This is a genomic window from Bacillus sp. FSL R7-0646, from assembly GCF_037969865.1.
GTDB classification, from domain to species: domain Bacteria; phylum Bacillota; class Bacilli; order Bacillales; family Bacillaceae; genus Bacillus; species Bacillus licheniformis.
The window spans coordinates 3,542,922-3,561,603 of the sequence record NZ_CP150217.1 but is presented as its reverse complement, the minus strand read 5'-3'; the positions used below and the strand labels follow the sequence as shown (position 1 = coordinate 3,561,603).

At 48.1% G+C, this 18,682-nt stretch carries 18 protein-coding genes; 14 read left to right on the top strand and 4 right to left on the bottom strand.

What is annotated here, in order from left to right:
• Positions 1-31: 31 nt before the first annotated feature.
• Positions 32-4,021, top strand: coding sequence for a metallophosphoesterase (locus MKY62_RS18615; RefSeq protein ID WP_016886523.1), 3,990 nt, complete (start codon positions 32-34; stop codon positions 4,019-4,021).
• Positions 4,022-4,038: 17 nt separating this feature from the next.
• Here the strand turns inward: MKY62_RS18615 and MKY62_RS18610 are convergent, their stop codons facing one another.
• Together MKY62_RS18610 and MKY62_RS18605 are read right to left on the bottom strand one after the other, a co-directional pair.
• Positions 4,039-5,598: an MFS transporter gene (locus MKY62_RS18610; RefSeq protein WP_003185627.1), complete on the bottom strand. Its 1,560-nt coding sequence runs from the start codon at positions 5,596-5,598 to the stop codon at positions 4,039-4,041.
• Between the two features lie 139 nt (positions 5,599-5,737).
• Positions 5,738-6,217, bottom strand: a complete 480-nt coding sequence (locus MKY62_RS18605; protein ID WP_003185625.1) for a MarR family transcriptional regulator — start codon at positions 6,215-6,217, stop codon at positions 5,738-5,740.
• Positions 6,218-6,399: 182 nt separating this feature from the next.
• Here MKY62_RS18605 and hprK point away from each other — a divergent pair, with 182 nt between their 5' ends.
• Genes hprK through MKY62_RS18580 form a run of 5 tightly spaced genes read left to right on the top strand, consistent with a single transcriptional unit; the run spans position 6,400 to position 10,281 of the window.
• The gene (gene hprK, locus MKY62_RS18600) at positions 6,400-7,332 is read left to right on the top strand and encodes an HPr(Ser) kinase/phosphatase (protein WP_003185623.1); all 933 of its coding nucleotides are present in this window, start codon (positions 6,400-6,402) and stop codon (positions 7,330-7,332) included.
• Between the two features lie 11 nt (positions 7,333-7,343).
• The gene (gene lgt, locus MKY62_RS18595) at positions 7,344-8,156 is read left to right on the top strand and encodes a prolipoprotein diacylglyceryl transferase (protein WP_003185621.1); all 813 of its coding nucleotides are present in this window, start codon (positions 7,344-7,346) and stop codon (positions 8,154-8,156) included.
• Between the two features lie 25 nt (positions 8,157-8,181).
• Positions 8,182-9,129, top strand: a complete 948-nt coding sequence (locus MKY62_RS18590) for a nucleoside recognition domain-containing protein (protein ID WP_003185619.1) — start codon at positions 8,182-8,184, stop codon at positions 9,127-9,129.
• Positions 9,119-9,766 (top strand): pyrophosphatase PpaX, encoded by a 648-nt coding sequence (gene ppaX, locus MKY62_RS18585; RefSeq protein WP_003185617.1) that lies wholly within the window; start codon positions 9,119-9,121, stop codon positions 9,764-9,766. The genes MKY62_RS18590 and ppaX overlap by 11 nt, the downstream gene beginning before the upstream one ends.
• Positions 9,763-10,281 (top strand): acyltransferase, encoded by a 519-nt coding sequence (locus MKY62_RS18580; protein WP_003185615.1) that lies wholly within the window; start codon positions 9,763-9,765, stop codon positions 10,279-10,281. Before ppaX ends, MKY62_RS18580 begins: the two co-directional genes overlap by 4 nt.
• Positions 10,282-10,310: 29 nt before the next feature.
• Here the strand turns inward: MKY62_RS18580 and MKY62_RS18575 are convergent, their stop codons facing one another.
• Positions 10,311-10,976 carry a pectate lyase gene (locus MKY62_RS18575; protein WP_011198345.1) on the bottom strand — a complete coding sequence of 222 codons (666 nt, stop codon included), beginning with the start codon at positions 10,974-10,976 and terminating at the stop codon, positions 10,311-10,313.
• 283 nt (positions 10,977-11,259) lie between these two features.
• Positions 11,260-11,994: a C39 family peptidase gene (locus MKY62_RS18570; protein WP_003185610.1), complete on the bottom strand. Its 735-nt coding sequence runs from the start codon at positions 11,992-11,994 to the stop codon at positions 11,260-11,262.
• Positions 11,995-12,229: 235 nt separating this feature from the next.
• Between MKY62_RS18570 and MKY62_RS18565 the strand changes: the two genes are divergently transcribed.
• Genes MKY62_RS18565 through hisIE form a run of 8 tightly spaced genes read left to right on the top strand, consistent with a single transcriptional unit; the run spans position 12,230 to position 18,657 of the window.
• A complete protein-coding gene (locus MKY62_RS18565; RefSeq protein WP_009329644.1) occupies positions 12,230-13,405 on the top strand; it encodes an ATP phosphoribosyltransferase regulatory subunit in 1,176 nt (391 codons plus the stop codon).
• On the top strand, positions 13,398-14,039 hold the full coding sequence (hisG, locus tag MKY62_RS18560; protein WP_003185607.1) for an ATP phosphoribosyltransferase: 642 nt from the start codon (positions 13,398-13,400) through the stop codon (positions 14,037-14,039). Before MKY62_RS18565 ends, hisG begins: the two co-directional genes overlap by 8 nt.
• A complete protein-coding gene (gene hisD, locus MKY62_RS18555; RefSeq protein ID WP_003185605.1) occupies positions 14,036-15,316 on the top strand; it encodes a histidinol dehydrogenase in 1,281 nt (426 codons plus the stop codon). The genes hisG and hisD overlap by 4 nt, the downstream gene beginning before the upstream one ends.
• Entirely contained in the window at positions 15,316-15,900 is a 585-nt protein-coding gene (hisB, locus tag MKY62_RS18550; protein ID WP_003185604.1) for an imidazoleglycerol-phosphate dehydratase HisB, read from the top strand. Before hisD ends, hisB begins: the two co-directional genes overlap by 1 nt.
• Complete coding sequence (gene hisH / locus MKY62_RS18545) at positions 15,901-16,539, top strand: imidazole glycerol phosphate synthase subunit HisH (RefSeq protein ID WP_009329643.1); 639 nt, start codon at positions 15,901-15,903, stop codon at positions 16,537-16,539.
• A complete protein-coding gene (hisA, locus tag MKY62_RS18540; protein ID WP_011198343.1) occupies positions 16,536-17,273 on the top strand; it encodes a 1-(5-phosphoribosyl)-5-[(5-phosphoribosylamino)methylideneamino]imidazole-4-carboxamide isomerase in 738 nt (245 codons plus the stop codon). The genes hisH and hisA overlap by 4 nt, the downstream gene beginning before the upstream one ends.
• Complete coding sequence (hisF, locus tag MKY62_RS18535; protein ID WP_003185597.1) at positions 17,270-18,028, top strand: imidazole glycerol phosphate synthase subunit HisF; 759 nt, start codon at positions 17,270-17,272, stop codon at positions 18,026-18,028. The genes hisA and hisF overlap by 4 nt, the downstream gene beginning before the upstream one ends.
• Complete coding sequence (hisIE, locus tag MKY62_RS18530; RefSeq protein WP_003185594.1) at positions 18,025-18,657, top strand: bifunctional phosphoribosyl-AMP cyclohydrolase/phosphoribosyl-ATP diphosphatase HisIE; 633 nt, start codon at positions 18,025-18,027, stop codon at positions 18,655-18,657. Before hisF ends, hisIE begins: the two co-directional genes overlap by 4 nt.
• The last annotated feature ends 25 nt before the right edge of the window (positions 18,658-18,682 follow it).

Here is an 18,682-nt window from a genome sequence, read left to right as displayed (position 1 = left end):
GTAAAGGCAAAATACGAAAGGGAGGTAGACGATGAAAAAGTACAGAAATCGCCAAACCCTTTTATTGTTGGCCGCAGTTTTACTTTTTGCCTTGCAGATCCCGATTTCGTCCGCATCGGGTGAAGAGCATATTCAGCCTGGTTCACCGGTTATCAGGCATACTCCTGTTGAACAAGTTCAAAAAGGAGATGACATATATTTTTCCGCGCAGGCGGCCGCCGACACGGTCATTTTATATTACAAGCAGCATGACGAATTGCCGTATCGGGCGATTCCGATGGAAGTTGAGCCGGGCAGACAGAACGCCTATATTGCCAAATTGGAAAGCGAATCCATAGCATCCGGCAAAGTCCAGTACTACATTGAAGCTCAAGTCGGCGACTCCTCTGTGAAGACGGATGTGTATACTGTCGCCCTGAAAGGCATGCGTACAGATACACAAAAGCTTCCGGAGCTGTTGATCACGGAAATGGTAGTCGACACGTCAAACACCGGTGGAAAGGACGGCTATGAATTTATTGAAGTTTATAACAATACCAATAAAGCTGTTCATCTGAACAGCTACAAAATCAAGTACAGACATCCTGAAAAGGGCAAGGAATCAGACGTCATCTGGCCTTTTGAGCACGATGATGTGGCGATTCCTTCCGGTCAAACACACGTGTTTTGGGTGAAAAACCGCTCAAACGGTCATCTGACGGAAAGTGATTTCAATCGGTATTACGGTGTTCACCTTCGTGAAGGCAAAACGCTTACTGCTCTCAAAGGGGGCGGCATGGAGAATACGGCGCCGAGAGAGGTGATCATCTGCACAAACAGCGGAGAAGAGGTCGCATCCGCCCGTTATCAAAGCGAGCCGGATAAAACCGATGTCGCCAAAAATAAAGCGCTTCTGTATCGATATCCGCTGGACGGAACGAAGCATATGAAAATCATATCGGCCGGGGAAGAAAAACCGTCGCCTGGTTCGCTTCTGAAGACGCAGGCACCTTCACAGACGGTGACGGTTATGCCGGACAGAGAAAAGCCGGATATCCATGATATGACGGATCATCAAGCTGTAAAACCGGGTGAAACGATCCAGCTCTTAGCTGATATGAAAGACAATCGGCAAGTGAAGCAGGCGCAGTTTTTCTACCGCATGAATGATGATGAGCCGTTTACCGAAGTCCGTGTTGAAAAAAGCCGCAATGACGGCCTGTACCGCCACAATATCTATTTTGCCGAACTCATTGGCAAAGAAAAAGTGGAGTACTATATGCGGGCCGGTGATGGATCAAATGTTTCGTCGACTGAAAAGAAAACGATACCGCTCGAACAGCGCATTTTGAAGGGACTCAGGCTGAATGTAAGCGAAGGCGGAACCGTTTCCGGAAAAATGCTGTTGAAAGCCACATCAGAAAAGCCGCCTTCTGAAACGACAATTCGTATTGACGGGATTGAACAAAAAGAAGGTGAACCGGCGCTTGAAAAAAAAGCCTACTTTGCTTTCGATGTCAATCAAACGAATCTGTATTTTAAAAATGCTGTAACGATCGGCAGGAGAGTTCAAAAAGTTTTTGACGATTCGCGCCGCCGGTATGCGACAATTACGGTCCCGGTTTCTCCGGATGAATTTAAAAAAGGAAAGCCGTTTTCGATTAAAGTTCGTTCAGGTACGAAATCAACACCATTTGAACAAACTGCAGAAGAAAACAGGGATGATTTTGTCCTCAAGAACCCCCGCCTCATACTCGCGGATGGGACCATCATCCGCGATGAGCGATACGACGATCCGAAAGCCGAGCTTCCGGCCGGTGACGGCCCTGGGGCGCATGAATGGTATGAATTCCGTTTTACGATTCCGGAAGCCAAGTTTGCATCGCTTGCGAGTCAATGGCATACACGCGCCTGGAACGAAGGGCAGCACATCGTTGAAGCGGAGAATGGCGAAGAAAGGCTCATCCGCAGGGTAACGGTCGATAACACAGGTCCTGAGATCAAAACGTCATTAAAAGACGGCAGGACGTATAAAGGGTCGTTTGAGATCAATGCGGCCGCACACGATAAATGGAGCGGGATGAAAAGCATAAAAGCCTTTCTTGACGGCAAAAAGATTGCGCTTCCCTATCTCGTATCTTCTGCCCGCCTGGATGCGGGAAAGCACGAGTTGAAAATAAAAGCGGAGGACAGCGCCGGCAACCTGTCAATCGTAAAAAAGGCATTTTACATTAAAGAGGAAAAGCCGGACAAGCCCGCTCGGGTCAAAAATACACCCGGCAGCACACATGCTAAGCTCGCCGTCCGCGTCAAGGACCCGACAAAAGATAAGATGAAAGTGTCATTCCATCAGGGATTTCAGTACACAGTAAAAGACGAAGAGCATGTTGATGTGTCAGCGAACGAAAGCGGGACGGAACCTCCGCAAAGCTTTGCGGTCAGGGGGGAAAAGGCGCTGACAAAAGAAGAGCGCAGCGGCATGTCCGCACTTGACGGAAAAGGTTTTGAAACCTCATCAACAACAAAGTTTCCGTACCATCGCTTTGATGTAAAAGTGGATGAAAATACGGGGCCGAACGACAAGGTGGAAGTGCTGTGGCGCGGGAGTTCGCTTCCCGGCAGAAAAGTCTCCATGTTCGCCTGGAACTGGGCCAGCAAGAGGTGGGAGACGCTTGCATTCCATGTTGCAAAGGATGGCAAACCTTTTACCCTCAAAGGAAGCATAAAAGCCGCCGATTATATCCGCCAATCCAAGGCGAGCATCATCATTCAGGATCAAATTCAGCTTTCGCAAAATGACTATACATTTGTGTGGATGTCTGATACGCAATATTATTCGGAAAGCTATCCGCACATTTTTGAACGTCAGGTCAAGTGGATCGCGGAACAAAAGGACAAGCTGAACATTCAGTACGTCTTTCATACGGGGGACCTTGTGGATGAAGCGGATCAGCCGCTGCAATGGAAGCGCGCCGACCAGTTCATGAAAGTTCTCGACGACAATCAAGTTCCATACGGCGTGCTGGCGGGCAATCACGATGTCAGCCATAAAGACCGGTCATATTTGAAATTCGGCAGGTACTTCGGGGAGAGGCGTTTTAAACAAAAACCGCATTACGGCGGGTCTTATCAGAATAACAAAGGGCATTACGACCTCATTTCCAGCGGGGGCAACGACTATATCATGGTGTCGATGGGGTGGGGAATCGGAAAAAAAGAACTGCAGTGGATAGATGATGTTCTGAAACGCCATCCCGATCGAAAAGCGATTTTGGCATTTCACGAGTTTTTGCTTGTCAGCGGAAGCAGAAGTCCAATCGGGGAGAAAATATTTGAACAGATCATCAAGCGGAATCCGAATGTGATTGCCGTATTGAGCGGTCACTATCACAGCTCCAACTTAAAAGTCGACAAGCTTGATGATAACGGGGACGGCAAGCCGGATCGCAAGGTTTATCAAATGCTTGCCGACTATCAGGGCGGTCCTGAAGGAGGCCAAGGTTATTTAAGAATTCTCCATGTGGATCCGAAGCATGACACGATCCATGTCAAAACGTATTCGCCATATCTTGATGACTATAACTTTTATGATCCGCACCAATTTGGCCCGAAGGACGAGTTCAACATTAAAACGGATCTGAAACCGAGGAAGAAAAAGGTTAAAACCGATTATTTTGAGCTGAATGTCTTTTCGAACAAGGAAATTGGGAAAGCAAAAACGGTGAAAAGCGGAAAGACGGCTTCCGTGACGTGGAAAGATTTGCAGCCGAATACAACCTATTTCTGGTACGCCGCAGCTTCAGATCAATACGGCGGCAACAGCAGGTCTCAAATGTGGAGATTGACGACAAAAGACGATGGCATGAAATCCTTTTTAATAGATCAAACAGCCGGGGCGGGCTCGGCCCTGAGGCAATTGTCGGGGAGCCCCCCGCCGGCCGGGATGATTTTAAAGAAAGGGACAAACCTCCCAATTGCTGAAATCAGCTTGTGGCTGGCGGCGGTTTTCCTTTGCGAACGCAAAAAGCATTTGTTTTCCTAAGAGGGAGCAAATGCTTTTTAGTTTGTCACGTCTTTTTTTAGACGGCTTGCCGTGTCGGTTTGTTTTTTCCTATAAAGCGATAAAACGCTGACAGAAGCAATGACTGCAAGTGAAAGGACGGCGGCTGTGAAGTAGAGGTTAAAAAACCCCGCTCCCACACTTTCATGGATCGCTTCGCTTATGATGTCTTTTACTTTTGGGTCGGAAATTTGGCTGAGGGATTCGCTCAGCCTTGATACGTCCGTCTCACCGCCTGCAAACCCCTTCAGAGTGATCCCTGCATCATTCAGCTTATGTTTGATATGTGTGCCGATATTTTCGTAGCCGGCCGTTATATATCCTGCATACAGCGCGGGCGCCAAGGTCATCCCCATCTGCCTGACGAGCGATAATGTACCGAGCGCTGTCCCGTAATCCTGTTTTGCCGCCTCGGATACAAGCATATTTAACGGCGCGCCTAACAGAAAGCCAAAACCGACCCCTGCGATGATGCTTGCCAAAACAAATTCCCACTTCTCTGTCACCCAGGAGGACAAGAGCAAAAACCCGGCGAACGAAATGACGCCAGAGAGCCGGGCCGCCTTTACCGGTCCTTTTCGATCGGCGAGCATTCCGCCGAGCCCGGCTCCTATCCCTGAAGCCAGCGCAAGAGGCGTCATCCAATACCCCGCTTTTTCAGGAGCGACGTGCAAATATTGTTCCGCATATGCAGGAATAAAAATAACGGCTGCCAAGAGTCCGCCGGATAAAAATCCGATAAAAAGCGTCCATTGAAACACCTTGTTTTTTAATAAACTGTAGGCAAGGATCGGGTCGCCTCCCTTCAGCTCTACGCGCTTTTCGTAAAAAATGAGTCCCGCAAACAGCGCGCAGCCGATCAGGAGAAAAAAGTAAACCTTTGGATCGGACAAGACGGCAGACAGGCGCTGTCCGTTTATATTCGTTATTCCGTACATCACAGCTAAAATCGCAAGAGACAATATCACAGTTCCGGCCAGATCTAGGGGTTTTCGTGTTCCGCCTTTTGTCTCCTTCATCAATGGAACGCTGAGGATGATCAGTGCTGCGGCAATCGGAAGGTTGATCAAAAACAGCCAGTGCCAGCTTCCGGTCATATCCAAAATAAAGCTGCCGATATTCGGACCGAGCACTGCCGCGATTCCGTTCATCGCACCTAAAAGCCCCAAGGCGGTTCCCTGTTTTTCTTTAGGCAGCGCAGTGAGAATATGCGAGCTCCCGATAATAAAGATTCCGCCTCCGCCAAGCGATTGAATCAGCCTCGCCAACAAGAACATCGGGAAGTTTTGGCTCAATGCAACGAGCAGCGAACCGGCGCCAAACAGCAAGACTTCGATGATAAACAGCTTTTTGCGTCCATACCGGTCAGACAGCTTTCCGACGATCGGAACGCTGACTGCCAAACCGAGCGTATAAAGCGTGATGCCCCATGCTCCCCATGAGGGGGATACTTGAAAAGAATCATTGATTGTCGTCAGTGCCGCTGAAATGATGCCGTTGTCTAAAGCAGCCATAAACACGCCGATCGTAAACAATAATACAGCCCACTTTTGGTTCACGCCACGTATCCTCCTTTTTCATTAACTTCGAATGAATAATTCACTTTGAATGAATTATTTTTATCATCCTTAAAAAAGCACGTTTTGTCAAAAGAAATTTTTCAACAAAAAAAGCTGCACCGGTTTCCGGGCAGCTTGTCTATTCATCATCGGCTTTTAACGCTTTTTCAAGAATTGTAAGGCCTTCATTCACTTTGTTTTTTTCCTGTTCATTCAGCTTCTGAAGCGCTCTTTTGAGCTTTTCATGCCCTTTTTTGTAAAGGCTCCGAAAAATCCCCTTCGCATCTTCGGTTAATTCAACCACAATCGTTCGCCGGTCTTGCTCGGAATGTGTTCTTTTGATAAAGTTCGCCTGTTCAAGGCGGCTGAGCAGTCCGGTCATATTCGAAAGGGAAGCTCCCATTTTTTCGGCGATTTCTGAGACTTTCAGTGTGCCGTGGTTGTTCAGAAGCATTAAAACCTTCATTTGCGGCATGCTGAGATCGAGCTTCATCCATTCGGAGACATCCCCCAAGCCGGCAGCAGTCAGTACTTTCATATAAAGAACCCATGTCTCTTTTTCTTCCGGTGTCAAAATGTCTTCGTTCAGCACGGTTGTATCATGAATATTGTATTTCAACGGTTCTTCACTTCCTTTTCGCGTTCCTCTTTACATACTACTGATTTTTCGCTTTGAAAGAAAGCACTTCATCGAAGTGTCAAGGGGGCCATTTTCAAAAAATGTTTTAGGTTCATTTTGAAAGTGATAGAATAAAGCTGAATGTCTAGTTCTTCATCTGAGAAGAGGAGGGTGCATCAATCGTGCCGAAAGTTCGAACAAAAGATGTGATGGATAAATTTAAGCTTGAGCTCATCAGCGGAGAAGAAGGGATCAACCGCCCGATTACGATGAGCGATTTATCAAGACCGGGCCTTGAAATGGCTGGTTATTTTACATACTATCCAAAAGAGAGGGTTCAGCTGCTGGGGAAGACTGAGATTACCTTTTTTGAAAAGCTTCCAGAGGAGGAAAAAAAGCAGCGGATGCTGTCGTTATGCACGGAAATTACACCGGCTATCATCCTTTCCCGTGATTTGCCGATTCCGCCTGAACTCGTGGAGGCATCCGAAGAAAACGGCGTGCCTGTGCTTCGTTCCCCATTAAAGACGACGCGCCTGACGAGCCGTCTGACGAATTTTCTTGAAAGCCAGCTGGCTCCGACAACTGCGATTCACGGCGTCCTCGTCGACGTTTACGGCGTCGGGGTGCTCATTATCGGAAAGAGCGGCGTTGGAAAAAGCGAAACGGCTTTGGAGCTTGTCAAAAGAGGCCATCGCCTTGTGGCGGATGACTGCGTTGAGATCAGACAGGAAGACCAGGATACATTGATCGGAAGCGCGCCTGAATTAATTGAGCATCTCCTGGAAATCAGAGGTCTTGGCATTATCAATGTCATGACGTTATTTGGCGCGGGGGCGGTCAGAAGCTTTAAACGAATTACCCTTGTCATGAGCTTGGAGCTTTGGGAGCAAGGAAAGCAGTACGACCGCTTAGGGCTTGAAGAAGAAACAATGAAAATTATTGATACAGACGTTCCAAAGCTGACAATTCCGGTTCGTCCGGGAAGAAACCTTGCCGTCATCATCGAAGTGGCCGCAATGAACTTCAGACTGAAGAGAATGGGGCTGAATGCCGCGGAGCAATTTACCCATAAGCTTGCGGATGTAATTGAAGATGGTGAGCTTGAAGAATAGGAGCTGACAATATGAATGAAACGATTGAACCATTAAATCCGATTGCTTTTCAACTGGGGCCGATCGCTGTCCATTGGTACGGTATTATCATCGGCCTTGGCGCTTTGCTCGGTTTGTGGCTGGCAGTCAGGGAAGGCGAACGTAGGGGACTGCATAAAGACACCTTTGTCGATTTGGTGCTTTTTGCGATTCCGATTGCCATTTTATGTGCAAGAGCATATTATGTCATTTTTCAATGGGGTTATTACAGTGAACATCCTGACCAGATTATTCAAATATGGAACGGCGGCCTTGCGATTCATGGCGGACTGATCGGCGCCGTGCTGACGGGAATCATTTATGCGAAAGTCAAGGGGCTTTCGTTTTGGAAGCTGGCTGATATCGCTGCTCCAAGCATTCTGCTTGGTCAGGCGATCGGACGCTGGGGAAACTTTATGAACCAGGAAGCGCACGGTGAGGCGGTCTCAAGAGCGTTTTTAGAAAACCTCCACCTGCCTGATTTTATCATCAATCAAATGTATATTGACGGACAATACTACCAGCCTACCTTTTTGTATGAATCGCTGTGGAGCTTTACGGGAGTCGTTGTTCTGCTTCTTTTAAGAAAAGCGAATTTAAAGAGAGGCGAACTGTTCTTAATCTACGTTATTTGGTATTCGATGGGACGCTACTTTATCGAAGGCCTTAGAACGGACAGTCTGATGCTGACGGAGAATCTTCGCATCGCACAGGTTATTTCGATCGTACTGATCCTCTGTGCAGCTGCGCTGATAGCCTACAGACGTTTCAAAGGCAGAGAGATTAAACGGTATCAGGAGATGTAGCGACTTTACTAAGGGGAGGACAACAATGAAGGGAACTTTAAAAGCCGGCGCTGTGGCGGGGCTGAAAACAACGTGGACGCTTGGAAAAGTGATTTTTCCTGTCACGCTGATTGTCAGCCTTCTTCAGCATACACCGGTGATGGACTGGTTGATCAAACTGATCACGCCGGCGATGGGGATTTTCGGGTTGTCAGGGGAAGCGGCGATACCGCTTGTGCTCGGCAACATGCTGAACTTGTATGCCGGAATTGCGGGAATTTTAACGCTTGATTTGACCGTTAAAGAAGTGTTTATTTTAGCGGTTATGCTGTCGTTTTGCCACAACTTGATTATCGAGTCGACTGTTGCTTCAAGGGTCGGAATCAAAATATGGCTGATTTTGCTCGTGCGCATCGGTCTCGCTGTTTTTTCGGCCATTATCATCAACCTTGTCTGGCATGGCGGGCAGGATGCGGCCAAATACGGCTTAATCTCAGCGAAAAGCGCCGCTCCTTCCGGCTGGTTTGACATTGCGCTAGAAGCCGTGACCAAGGCGGGTCTTGGTGTCCTTCAGCTTGCAGCCATCGTAATACCGCTGATGATCATCATTCAATATATGAGAGACCTCGGCTGGCTGAATGCTTTTTCAAAGTGGTTTGCACCGATAACGAGAATGCTTGGAATGAAAGAGAACACCTCAATGACAATGGTTGCCGGGCTGACGATCGGCCTTGCATACGGGGCCGGCGTTATGATCAAAGCGGTCGAAGAAGACGGCGTCAGCAAAAGGGATGTCACGCTTGCTTTTATTTTTCTCGTCGCCTGCCACGCGGTTGTTGAAGATACATTGGTATTTATCCCGCTCGGCATTCCGGTCTGGCCTCTTTTGTTGATCAGGCTTGCGACCGCGGTTCTGCTGACGATCGCGATTTCGCGCTTCTGGAGAAAGCCGGGTTATTCCGTTCGCAGAAAGGAAGCTTTGTATGAAAGTTAATACGGTTTTATTTGATTTGGATGGAACGCTCATCAATACAAATGAGCTGATTATCGCCTCATTTTTGCATACGCTCGATCATTATGCACCGGGACGCTATAAACGGGAGGATGTTCTTGCTTTCATCGGACCTTCCCTTTATGAAACGTTCTCAAGCATTCAAAAGGATAAGGCTGAAGAAATGATCACCATGTACCGGACATTTAATCATCAGATGCATGATGAACTGGTAACCGAGTATGAGACGGTTTACGAGACGCTTGAACGCCTTGCGGAAGAAGGCTATAAGCTCGGCATCGTCACGACAAAGCTGCGGGACACCGTCATCATGGGGCTTAAACTGACTGGGCTTGATGCCTTTTTCGAGACGGTTGTGACGCTGGATGACGTCGAGCGGCCGAAGCCTGACCCCGAGCCTGTTTTGCTCGCCCTTTCCAAGCTTGGCAGCCGTCCGGAAGAAGCCATTATGATCGGTGATAATTACCACGATATTTTAGCCGGGAAGAATGCTGGAACGAAAACAGCAGGCGTTGCATGGACGATTAAGGGAGAAGAAAGCCTGGCCAAACACGAGCCTGATTTTATGCTTCAGCAAATGAGCGACCTCCTTCACATTCTTGGGGTGGAGAAAGTTTGAGAAAAACGAAGCGCTACCCGGTGTCCGGCGCCAATTCCTTATGGCACATCTATCAGACGGTTCCGTTTTTTAAAGTAGTCAAAAACTTTATTGTCATTCAGGCGGCGCGCTATACGCCGTTTCTTGGAATGAAAAACTGGATGTACCGGACGTTTTTGCGGATGAAAATCGGAGAGAAATGCTCGTTTGCTTTAATGGTCATGCCGGATATCATGTTTCCCGAAAAAATCTCAGTCGGGCGAAACACCGTAATCGGCTATAATACGACCATTTTGGCGCACGAGTATTTAATAAAAGAATATCGGCTCGGTGAGGTGATCATCGGCGATGAAGTCATGATAGGAGCCAATACGACGATCCTCCCGGGCGTCGAGATCGGAGACGGCGCCGTCATTTCCGCCGGTACGCTCGTTCATAAAGATGTGCCTCCGGGCGCTTTTGTCGGCGGCAATCCGATGCGGCTGATCTATACAAAAGAAGAAATGGAAAAAAGATTGGAGACCCCCGCTGAATAAAGAGCGGGGGCCTTTATTTGCAATCAGTGTTAAAATTCATGATTGTTTCTTTCCGTAGCATGCTTCACACCGATCCATTTCTGACCGACTTTTGAGTATCTTGTATTTGTCATTGTAACGGAACTTGTACTGCTGTCGGTTCGGAAGATCGCCTCTTTCATGTTTGTAATCGTACAGTTATCAATATTGACCACGGCTTTAAATGTCGAGCCTCCGAGCTGGCGAATGAATTTGCCTCCTTGATCGGCAGTAAAATTTTTCACGGTAAATGTGCTCGCTTTATTAATCTGAAAGATTTTGTCCGCGGCAAGCCGGGCCGATCCTCCGTTTATCGTGACACTTCCTTCGCTTTTGACAGTCAAGGCATCTTCGCCGACATCTTCCCAAACAACGTTGTTTATGGAAGCGTTTCCATATGTGTGAACACCATCAGCAGCAGGAGCGCCAAGCACGACATTTTTGAGCGTTGCACCATCCTCCACTTTGAAAATCGGTTTTTGATCCTCGCGTTGGCTGCCGTCCCCGAGCTCCGGACCTGCAATCAGCCGCTTGCCTTTTCCGTCATACGTTTGGCCTTTCTCGACTACGATCGTTTTGTGAACGACCTCGGCGGCCAAAGCTTTTTCAGGCAGAGCCTGTCCAAACCCGCATACGAGCAAACCTGACAAAATAACCGTACCTGCTAATCTCTTCATCATTTCCATCCTCCTCAAGAAATATTTTTGAAACAGGTGTGTGTCTCCCTTAAATGAAAGTGATTTCTGGTCATTATGTAATAAAATGAGACACCTATTTCGGTACTATCATATATGCGAGCTTGCTGAATGTAAACAAGTATTTTGAATATTATGAAAAAACAGTAAATTAAACATGTGCAGAAAGGTTGTTTTCTGTATTTTGGATTTATCAAAAGGGTAAAGCGGCTTAATTTAATAAGGGCTGAAAGAACTAAAAAAAGGCAGGGATTAATCTGCCTTTTTAGGCGGCGATCACGATCGCCTGACTGCCCATCTGTTTCCATGATTTTTCAAAATTTTCTCTGTCTGTTTTTCTGTTTTTATATCCGTACGGATCATTCACATAAACGTAATCCTCATCATAGCCTGTCACGGCAACACTGTGAACGCTGTACGTCACATCGACTTTGCCTGACGGTGTATTCCATGTTTCCATATCGTTGACTGGGGTGAAATGTACAGTGGTGATGACCCAAACCGGTCTGCCCTGATTCAGCTGTTCATAAATTTTTCCCGGCTCACTTCCCGTCAGATCGACCGCTTTATTACCTGCGTATGAATGGGCCAAATCGTAAATCGGGCCATGGTAGACACTCAGTCCGGGTCCGTTTTCCATATCGCCGACAAAGCCGTCGTTAGGATTTCCCTTTAAGCCGTTTTCATATTGCAGAGGCACTCTTTTCACCTCATTGGCAAGTTCAGTTTTTGTGACACTATATCCGCTGTAGTTTAAGATCATCGCCAGGCTGGCGACTTCACAGCCGTTATAAAGCTTCGGCGGGTCCATTTGGTTGATCAGCGGAACGTCAAGCGGCTGACGCTCTCCTTTATTATTCGCATTGTCAGCAGCAGTTTTATGGCTGCTGTGCAACATTTCGGCTAACGGGCTTAACGCATCTTTAGAAAACAGTATAAGAACGGCGGTCATAAGAACTGCTACGAAAAAAATAAAAAAAAGAGTTTTGAAAAATTTCATTCTGAGTCTCCTGTCTTCCCGTTGCTGGTTTGGTTAAGGCAAAGATTTGCGATCGTATATATATTATAACATCAAGATGTTCATTACATAAAAGTTATCATTTCCCATACGGTGCAGGCGTCTATTTTATGAGCGGCTGTTGATTTTGATTCTTTTATCTGTTAGCATATTATCATATTAGCGAACTAAAGGATTCGGAATTTTCCTTCAAACGGTTATGGGGGTGCAAGTGTAAATGTTTATGTTTGAAAAACCGCATGGCATGCGGGATACGCTGCCTATGCTTTACGAAACAAAGAAAAAGGTGCGCTCTTCATTAACAGAGGTGATGGCTTTGTGGGGGTATCAGTTCATGGAGACGCCTGCCCTTGAATTTTATGATACGGTCGGTGTGCAGTCGGCCATATTGGATCAGCAGTTGTTTAAACTCCTTGATCAGGAGGGGCAGACGCTCGTGTTAAGGCCTGATATGACGGCTCCAATCGCCAGGGTGGCGGCCTCAAAGCTTCATAAAGACGATCATCCGCTCAGAGTAGGCTATGCTGCAAATGTGTTCCGGGCACAGGAGCGTGAAGGAGGACGCCCCGCCGAATTTGAGCAAGTCGGCGTTGAACTGATCGGCGATGGATCGACAAGCGCTGACGCAGAAGTGATTGCGCTCGTCATTTTTTCGCTTAAAAATGCCGGCCTGACTTCATTTAAAATCTCGATCGGCCATGTCGGTATTTTAGACGCCTTGTTTGTGGAAGTTTTAGGGAATGAAGAAAGGGCTCATGTCCTGCGGCGCTATTTATACGAAAAGAACTATGTCGGCTATCGGGAGCATGTAAAATCCCTCAATTTATCCTCAATTGATAAAAGCAGGCTGCTGGAGCTTTTGGAGCTGAGGGGCGGTATTGAAACGTGCAGCAGGGCGGCATCCATCGTCGATTCTGAAAAAGGAAAACGTGCGGTTTTAGAACTTGAAACGCTATGGGAGACGCTCGGCGATTATGGTTGCACAGACGACATTAAGCTCGATTTAGGCATGGTCAGCCATATGAGCTACTATACCGGTGTTTTGTTTGAAATCTATGCTGAAAACGTCGGCTTTCCGATCGGAAACGGCGGCAGATATGATCAGCTTCTCGGCCGCTTCGACTCACCCGCACCGGCAACCGGTTTCGGCATCAGGACTGACAGGCTGCTGGAAGCATTGAAGCCGGCGGAAGAACAAGAAAAGATCGATGTCGTCATCTTCAGCACAGAACAGAGAAAAGAGGCAATCAGATTTGCCGAAGAAGAACGAAGAAAAGGCAAAAAAGTCGTCATGCAGGACTTAGCGGGAATCGGAGATATTGATCAAATGACAAAGTCTTTTCAAAACGTGACCTATTTTATCGGAGCCAGAAAGGAAGAGAAGCATGGGTAAGGAATTGACGATTGCGATGCCGAAAGGGCGGATATTTGAGGAAGCGGCCGATATGCTTCGAAAAGCAGGCTATCAGCTCCCGGAAGAATTCGACGATTCGAGAAAGCTGATCATTCAAGTGCCTGAAGAAAACCTTCGCTTTATCCTCGCTAAGCCGATGGATGTCACAACATATGTCGAGCACGGGGTGGCCGATGTCGGAATCGCAGGCAAAGATGTCTTGCTAGAAGAAGAACGAGATGTCTATGAGGTTCTTGATTTAAACATCAGCAAATGCCGTCTTGCCGTAGCCGGCCTGCCCGAGACGGCGGCAGACACCGTTGCGCCCCGGGTTGCGACCAAGTACCCGAATGTCGCATCAAGCTACTTCAGAGAACAGGGAGAACAAGTGGAAATCATCAAGCTCAACGGGTCGATTGAACTCGCTCCGCTGATCGGGCTTGCCGGCCGAATCGTTGATATCGTATCAACAGGGCAGACTTTGCGTGAAAACGGGCTAGTTGAAACTGAAAAAATTTGCGACATCACATCCCGCTTAATCGTAAATCCTGTCAGCTATCGAATGAAAGACGCAGTCATCGATGAAATGGCTTCAAGACTTTCTCTTATTGTGGAAGGAGAAAAAGCAAAATGAAGATCAAATCCATCAGCGGAAATACGTCGGTTTCACTAAAACGCTCTATTGACGCCGGAACGGAGGAACAAAGAAAAGCAGTCCGCGGCATTATCGAAGAAGTGAAAAAGAACGGAAATGCAGCTGTTTCCGCATTCACAAGACAATTTGACGGAGCGGATGTGGCCGGCTTTCGCGTTTCCGAAGAGGAAATCAAGGAAGCATACAGCGCGCTCGAAGAACGTGATCTCGAGATTATTCAGGCGGCGATTTTCAACATTAAAGAATATCATGAGCGTCAGCTCGCAACATCTTGGTTTTACCACCGCAAGGACGGAACGATGCTCGGCCAAAAAATTACGCCGCTTGATTCAGCGGGGGTGTATGTGCCCGGCGGAACGGCTGCTTACCCATCATCCGTTCTGATGAATGTCATTCCGGCGCTTGTTGCAGGCGTCGACCGCATTGTCCTTGCCTCACCTCCGGGAAAAGACGGTAAATTGTCGGCGGGAGTGCTGGCTGCTGCTGCGGAGCTTGGCGTCACAGAGATTTACAAAATGGGCGGTGCCCAAGCGATTGCCGCATTGGCTTACGGAACGGAAACGATTACCCCCGTCGATAAAATTACGGGACCCGGAAATATTTACGTCGCCTTGGCTAAACGGGAAGTATTCGGCCAGGTTGATATCGATATGATCGCGGGTCCAAGTGAAATCGCCATACTCGCTGACAGTACGGCAAACTACCGGGAAATCGCCGCAGATCTACTTTCACAGGCTGAACACGATGCGATGGCATCGAGCATTCTTGTCACCGATTCAGAGACGCTTGCCGAATCCGTTTTAAAAGAGGTTTACAGACAGCTCGAACATCTTCCGAGAAAAGAGATTGCACGGCAGTCGATTGACAACTATGGCCTGATCTATGTTACAGAGACGATGAATGAAGCAGTTTCCGTCATCAATGAGCTCGCTCCTGAACATTTGGAAATTTTAACAGTTCAACCCGATGCGCTGCTGGGACAGATCAAACATGCGGGCGCCATTTTCCTGGGCCGCTACAGTTCAGAGCCGGTGGGCGATTATTTTGCAGGCCCTAATCATGTCCTGCCGACTAACGGTACAGCCAGATTTTCAAGCCCGCTAAATGTGACAGACTTCCAAAAGCGCTCCAGCATCATTTCCTACAGCAGGGAAGCTTTCCGCGCGAATGCTGAGAAAATTGCGGCCTTTGCCAGATTGGAAGGGCTTGAAGCACATGCAAGAGCAATTGAATCCAGAAACCGGGAGGAAGACTGATGAGAAAAGCCGAACGGGCAAGAAAAACCAATGAAACTGATATTAAATTATCCTTTCATATTGACGGAGAAGGAAAAGCGGATATTCAAACGGATGTCCCGTTTATGACACATATGCTTGATTTATTTACAAAACACGGGCAGTTTGACCTTTCAATTGAAGCGAAAGGCGATGTTGAAATAGACGACCACCATACGACGGAAGATATCGGAATTTGTCTCGGACAGGCGCTTTTGGAAGCGCTCGGAGATAAACAAGGAATCAAACGCTACGGTTCGAGCATGGTGCCGATGGATGAAGCGCTCGCCCAGGTTGCGATTGATCTGAGCAACAGGCCGCACCTCGAGTTCAGAGCTGAATTCCCAAGCAGGAAAATCGGAACATTTGATACAGAGCTTGTCCATGAATTTTTGTGGAAGTTTGCACTGGAAGCGCGAATGAATCTGCATGTCATCGTTCATTACGGTACGAACACACACCATATGATCGAGGCCATTTTTAAAGCGCTGGGACGTGCGCTTGATGAAGCGGCATTGATCGATCCGCGGGTCAAGGGAATTCCATCAACGAAAGGAATGCTGTAAATGATCGGTGTCATAGATTACGGAATGGGAAACCTGTACAGCGTTTCTAAAGCGCTTGAACGGATTGATGCCCCTTATTTTGTGTCCGAGCATCCGGATGAACTGAAGAGAGCGGACAGCTATATCCTTCCGGGAGTCGGCGCTTTTCGGGATGCAATGGAGATTTTAACCGAGACCGGCCTGAAAACATTTATTCAAGCTGCCGCAAACGAAGGAAAGCCTCTTCTCGGCATATGCCTCGGCATGCAGCTTTTGTTTGAAGAAAGCGAAGAACACGGGGCGTCAGAAGGGCTCGGCCTGTTGAAAGGAAAAGTCGTTAAACTGAAAGACTGTGATCAAGCGGGAAATCGCTTAAAAGTGCCTCACATGGGCTGGAATCTTCTCAAAGTCCACCGCGAGTCGCCGCTTTTGCCAAAAGCGAAAGAAGGATTCGCGTATTTCGTTCATTCGTATTATGTCAGCGGAATCGAAGAGGAAGCTTTGCTTGCAAGCGCCGAATACGGTGTGTGTGTACCCGCTGTCGTCGGTCTTGGCAATGTATACGGGGCCCAGTTCCATCCGGAAAAGAGCAGTACGGTCGGCATGTTGATCTTAGAGCGGTTCAAGCAGTTTACACAAGAACAGAAGGTGAAAAAATGAGCGAGTTTACTGTATATCCTGCCATTGACATAAGAAACGGCAAGTGCGTCAGGCTCATCCAGGGAGATTACGAAAAAGAAACGATTTACGGTCATTCCCCTCTGGAGATGGCCTCACGGTTTGCTGAAGAGGGGGCAAGCTGGATTCATCTTGTCGATTTGGACGGCGCAAGAGAAGGCAAAAAAGTGAACGGCGGCCACGTCATAAGCATTGCTGATAAGCTTGACGTTAAAGTGCAAGTCGGCGGCGGCATCAGGACCGAAAAAGACGTGTATGACTACTTGTCGCAAGGCGTTGAGAGGGTGATCCTAGGCAGCTCTGCCGTATCAAATACCGAGTTTGTCAAAAAAATGCTGAAGGCCTACGGAGGGCACATCGCAATCGGTCTTGACGCAAGAGACGGATTTGTTTCGACTGAAGGGTGGCTTGAGACCTCTTCCGTTAGAGCGGAAGAGCTTGGCCGCGAGCTTGCAAATGAAGGTGCAGAAGTTTTTATCTTCACTGACATTGCGACTGACGGTATGCTGTCAGGACCTAATATCAACAGTACAGTGGAGCTTGCCAGGGCAACCGGCAAACAAGTCATTGCCTCCGGCGGCGTCAGTTCTCTCGCCGATCTTGAGGCGCTCGCTTCCCGCGCTTCGGAAGGCGTCTCTGGCGCTATTGTCGGAAAAGCTCTTTATACCAACCAATTTACCGTGGCTGAAGCGCTTGAAAGGGTGGCGGCAAAGTGATCACAAAACGAATCATCCCGTGTTTGGACGTAAAAGATGGACGCGTTGTCAAAGGTGTACAATTTGTTGAATTGAAAGATGCCGGCGACCCGGTTGAACTGGCTGAAGTATATGATCATGAAGGCGCAGATGAGCTTGTTTTTCTCGATATCTCGGCTTCCCACGAGGGGAGAAAAACGATGGTTGATGTCGTTGAAAGAGTGGCGGCCAAGCTGGCGATCCCGTTTACCGTCGGCGGCGGCATCAATCGTTTGGATGATATGAAAACGATACTGCGGGCCGGAGCCGACAAAGTTTCCGTCAATACGGCTGCCGTTCTCCGGCCGGAACTGATAACGGAAGGCGCCGACTTTTTCGGCTCTCAATGCATTGTCGTCGCGATTGATGCAAAATACGATCCAGAAGCTGATCTGTACTATGTTTATACACACGGCGGTCGGAAAAAAACGAACCTTGAGGCCGTTTCCTGGGCGAAGGAAGCCGTTCGGCGGGGAGCAGGTGAAATCCTGCTGACAAGCATGGATTCAGACGGAGAAAAGAACGGATTTGACTGCAGGCTGACAAAGCTTGTGTCAGAAGCCGTTTCAGTCCCGGTCATTGCATCCGGAGGCGCAGGGCGTGCGGACCACATGTATGATGCGTTTGCAGAAGGCCGGGCGGACGCGGCTCTTGCCGCATCTATCTTTCATTACAAAGAAACATCTGTAAAAGAAGTAAAAGCTTATTTAAAAGAGCGCGGGGTGAATGTAAGATGATCAAGGCAGACGAGTTGACATTTAATGAAGCCGGCTTGATCCCGGCGATTGTCCAGGATGCAGCGAGCAAAGAAGTGCTGACACTAGCTTATATGAATAAAGAATCGTTTGAAAAAACGCTGGAAACGAAGGAGACATGGTTTTTCAGCAGATCGCGCGGAGAGCTCTGGCATAAGGGAGCGACGTCGGGTAACATTCAGCGTGTGAAAGACATCAGGCTTGACTGTGATCAAGATGCGCTCATCGTGCTTGTTGAACCGGCGGGGCCGGCCTGTCATAAAGGAAGCTACAGCTGTTTCTCGCCCGGCGAACATATCAGACAGACTGATGGCGGCCGCTTTGACATCATCAATGAACTTGAAACCGTCATTGCCAAACGGCAGGCTGAAATGCCTGAAGGCGCATATACAACATATTTGTTCCGTGAAGGCGTTGATAAGATTTTGAAGAAAGTTGGCGAAGAAGCGGCGGAAGTCATCATCGCTGCAAAAAACCGTGATCCTGAAGAACTGAAATGGGAGGCGGCTGACCTTCTTTACCATCTGCTCGTTTTGCTGAGGGAGCAGTCCCTTCCGCTTGATGATGTGCTTGGCGTCTTGAAAGAGCGCCATGAAGGATCTGAATCATAAGCACACTGCATACAACCAAAAGGCG

Bases quoted from the DNA above. Each gene is read 5' to 3' on its own strand.
- MKY62_RS18615 (WP_016886523.1), top strand. From the start codon at position 32: ATGAAAAAGTACAGAAATCGCCAAACCCTTTTATTGTTGGCCGCAGTT.
- lgt (WP_003185621.1), top strand. From the start codon at position 7,344: ATGAATGAAACGATTGAACCATTAAATCCGATTGCTTTTCAACTGGGG.
- MKY62_RS18590 (WP_003185619.1), top strand. From the start codon at position 8,182: ATGAAGGGAACTTTAAAAGCCGGCGCTGTGGCGGGGCTGAAAACAACG.
- ppaX (WP_003185617.1), top strand. From the start codon at position 9,119: ATGAAAGTTAATACGGTTTTATTTGATTTGGATGGAACGCTCATCAAT.
- MKY62_RS18575 (WP_011198345.1), bottom strand. From the start codon at position 10,976: ATGAAGAGATTAGCAGGTACGGTTATTTTGTCAGGTTTGCTCGTATGC.
- MKY62_RS18570 (WP_003185610.1), bottom strand. From the start codon at position 11,994: ATGAAATTTTTCAAAACTCTTTTTTTTATTTTTTTCGTAGCAGTTCTT.
- MKY62_RS18565 (WP_009329644.1), top strand. From the start codon at position 12,230: ATGTTTATGTTTGAAAAACCGCATGGCATGCGGGATACGCTGCCTATG.
- hisG (WP_003185607.1), top strand. From the start codon at position 13,398: ATGGGTAAGGAATTGACGATTGCGATGCCGAAAGGGCGGATATTTGAG.
- hisD (WP_003185605.1), top strand. From the start codon at position 14,036: ATGAAGATCAAATCCATCAGCGGAAATACGTCGGTTTCACTAAAACGC.
- hisB (WP_003185604.1), top strand. From the start codon at position 15,316: ATGAGAAAAGCCGAACGGGCAAGAAAAACCAATGAAACTGATATTAAA.
- hisH (WP_009329643.1), top strand. From the start codon at position 15,901: ATGATCGGTGTCATAGATTACGGAATGGGAAACCTGTACAGCGTTTCT.
- hisA (WP_011198343.1), top strand. From the start codon at position 16,536: ATGAGCGAGTTTACTGTATATCCTGCCATTGACATAAGAAACGGCAAG.
- hisIE (WP_003185594.1), top strand. From the start codon at position 18,025: ATGATCAAGGCAGACGAGTTGACATTTAATGAAGCCGGCTTGATCCCG.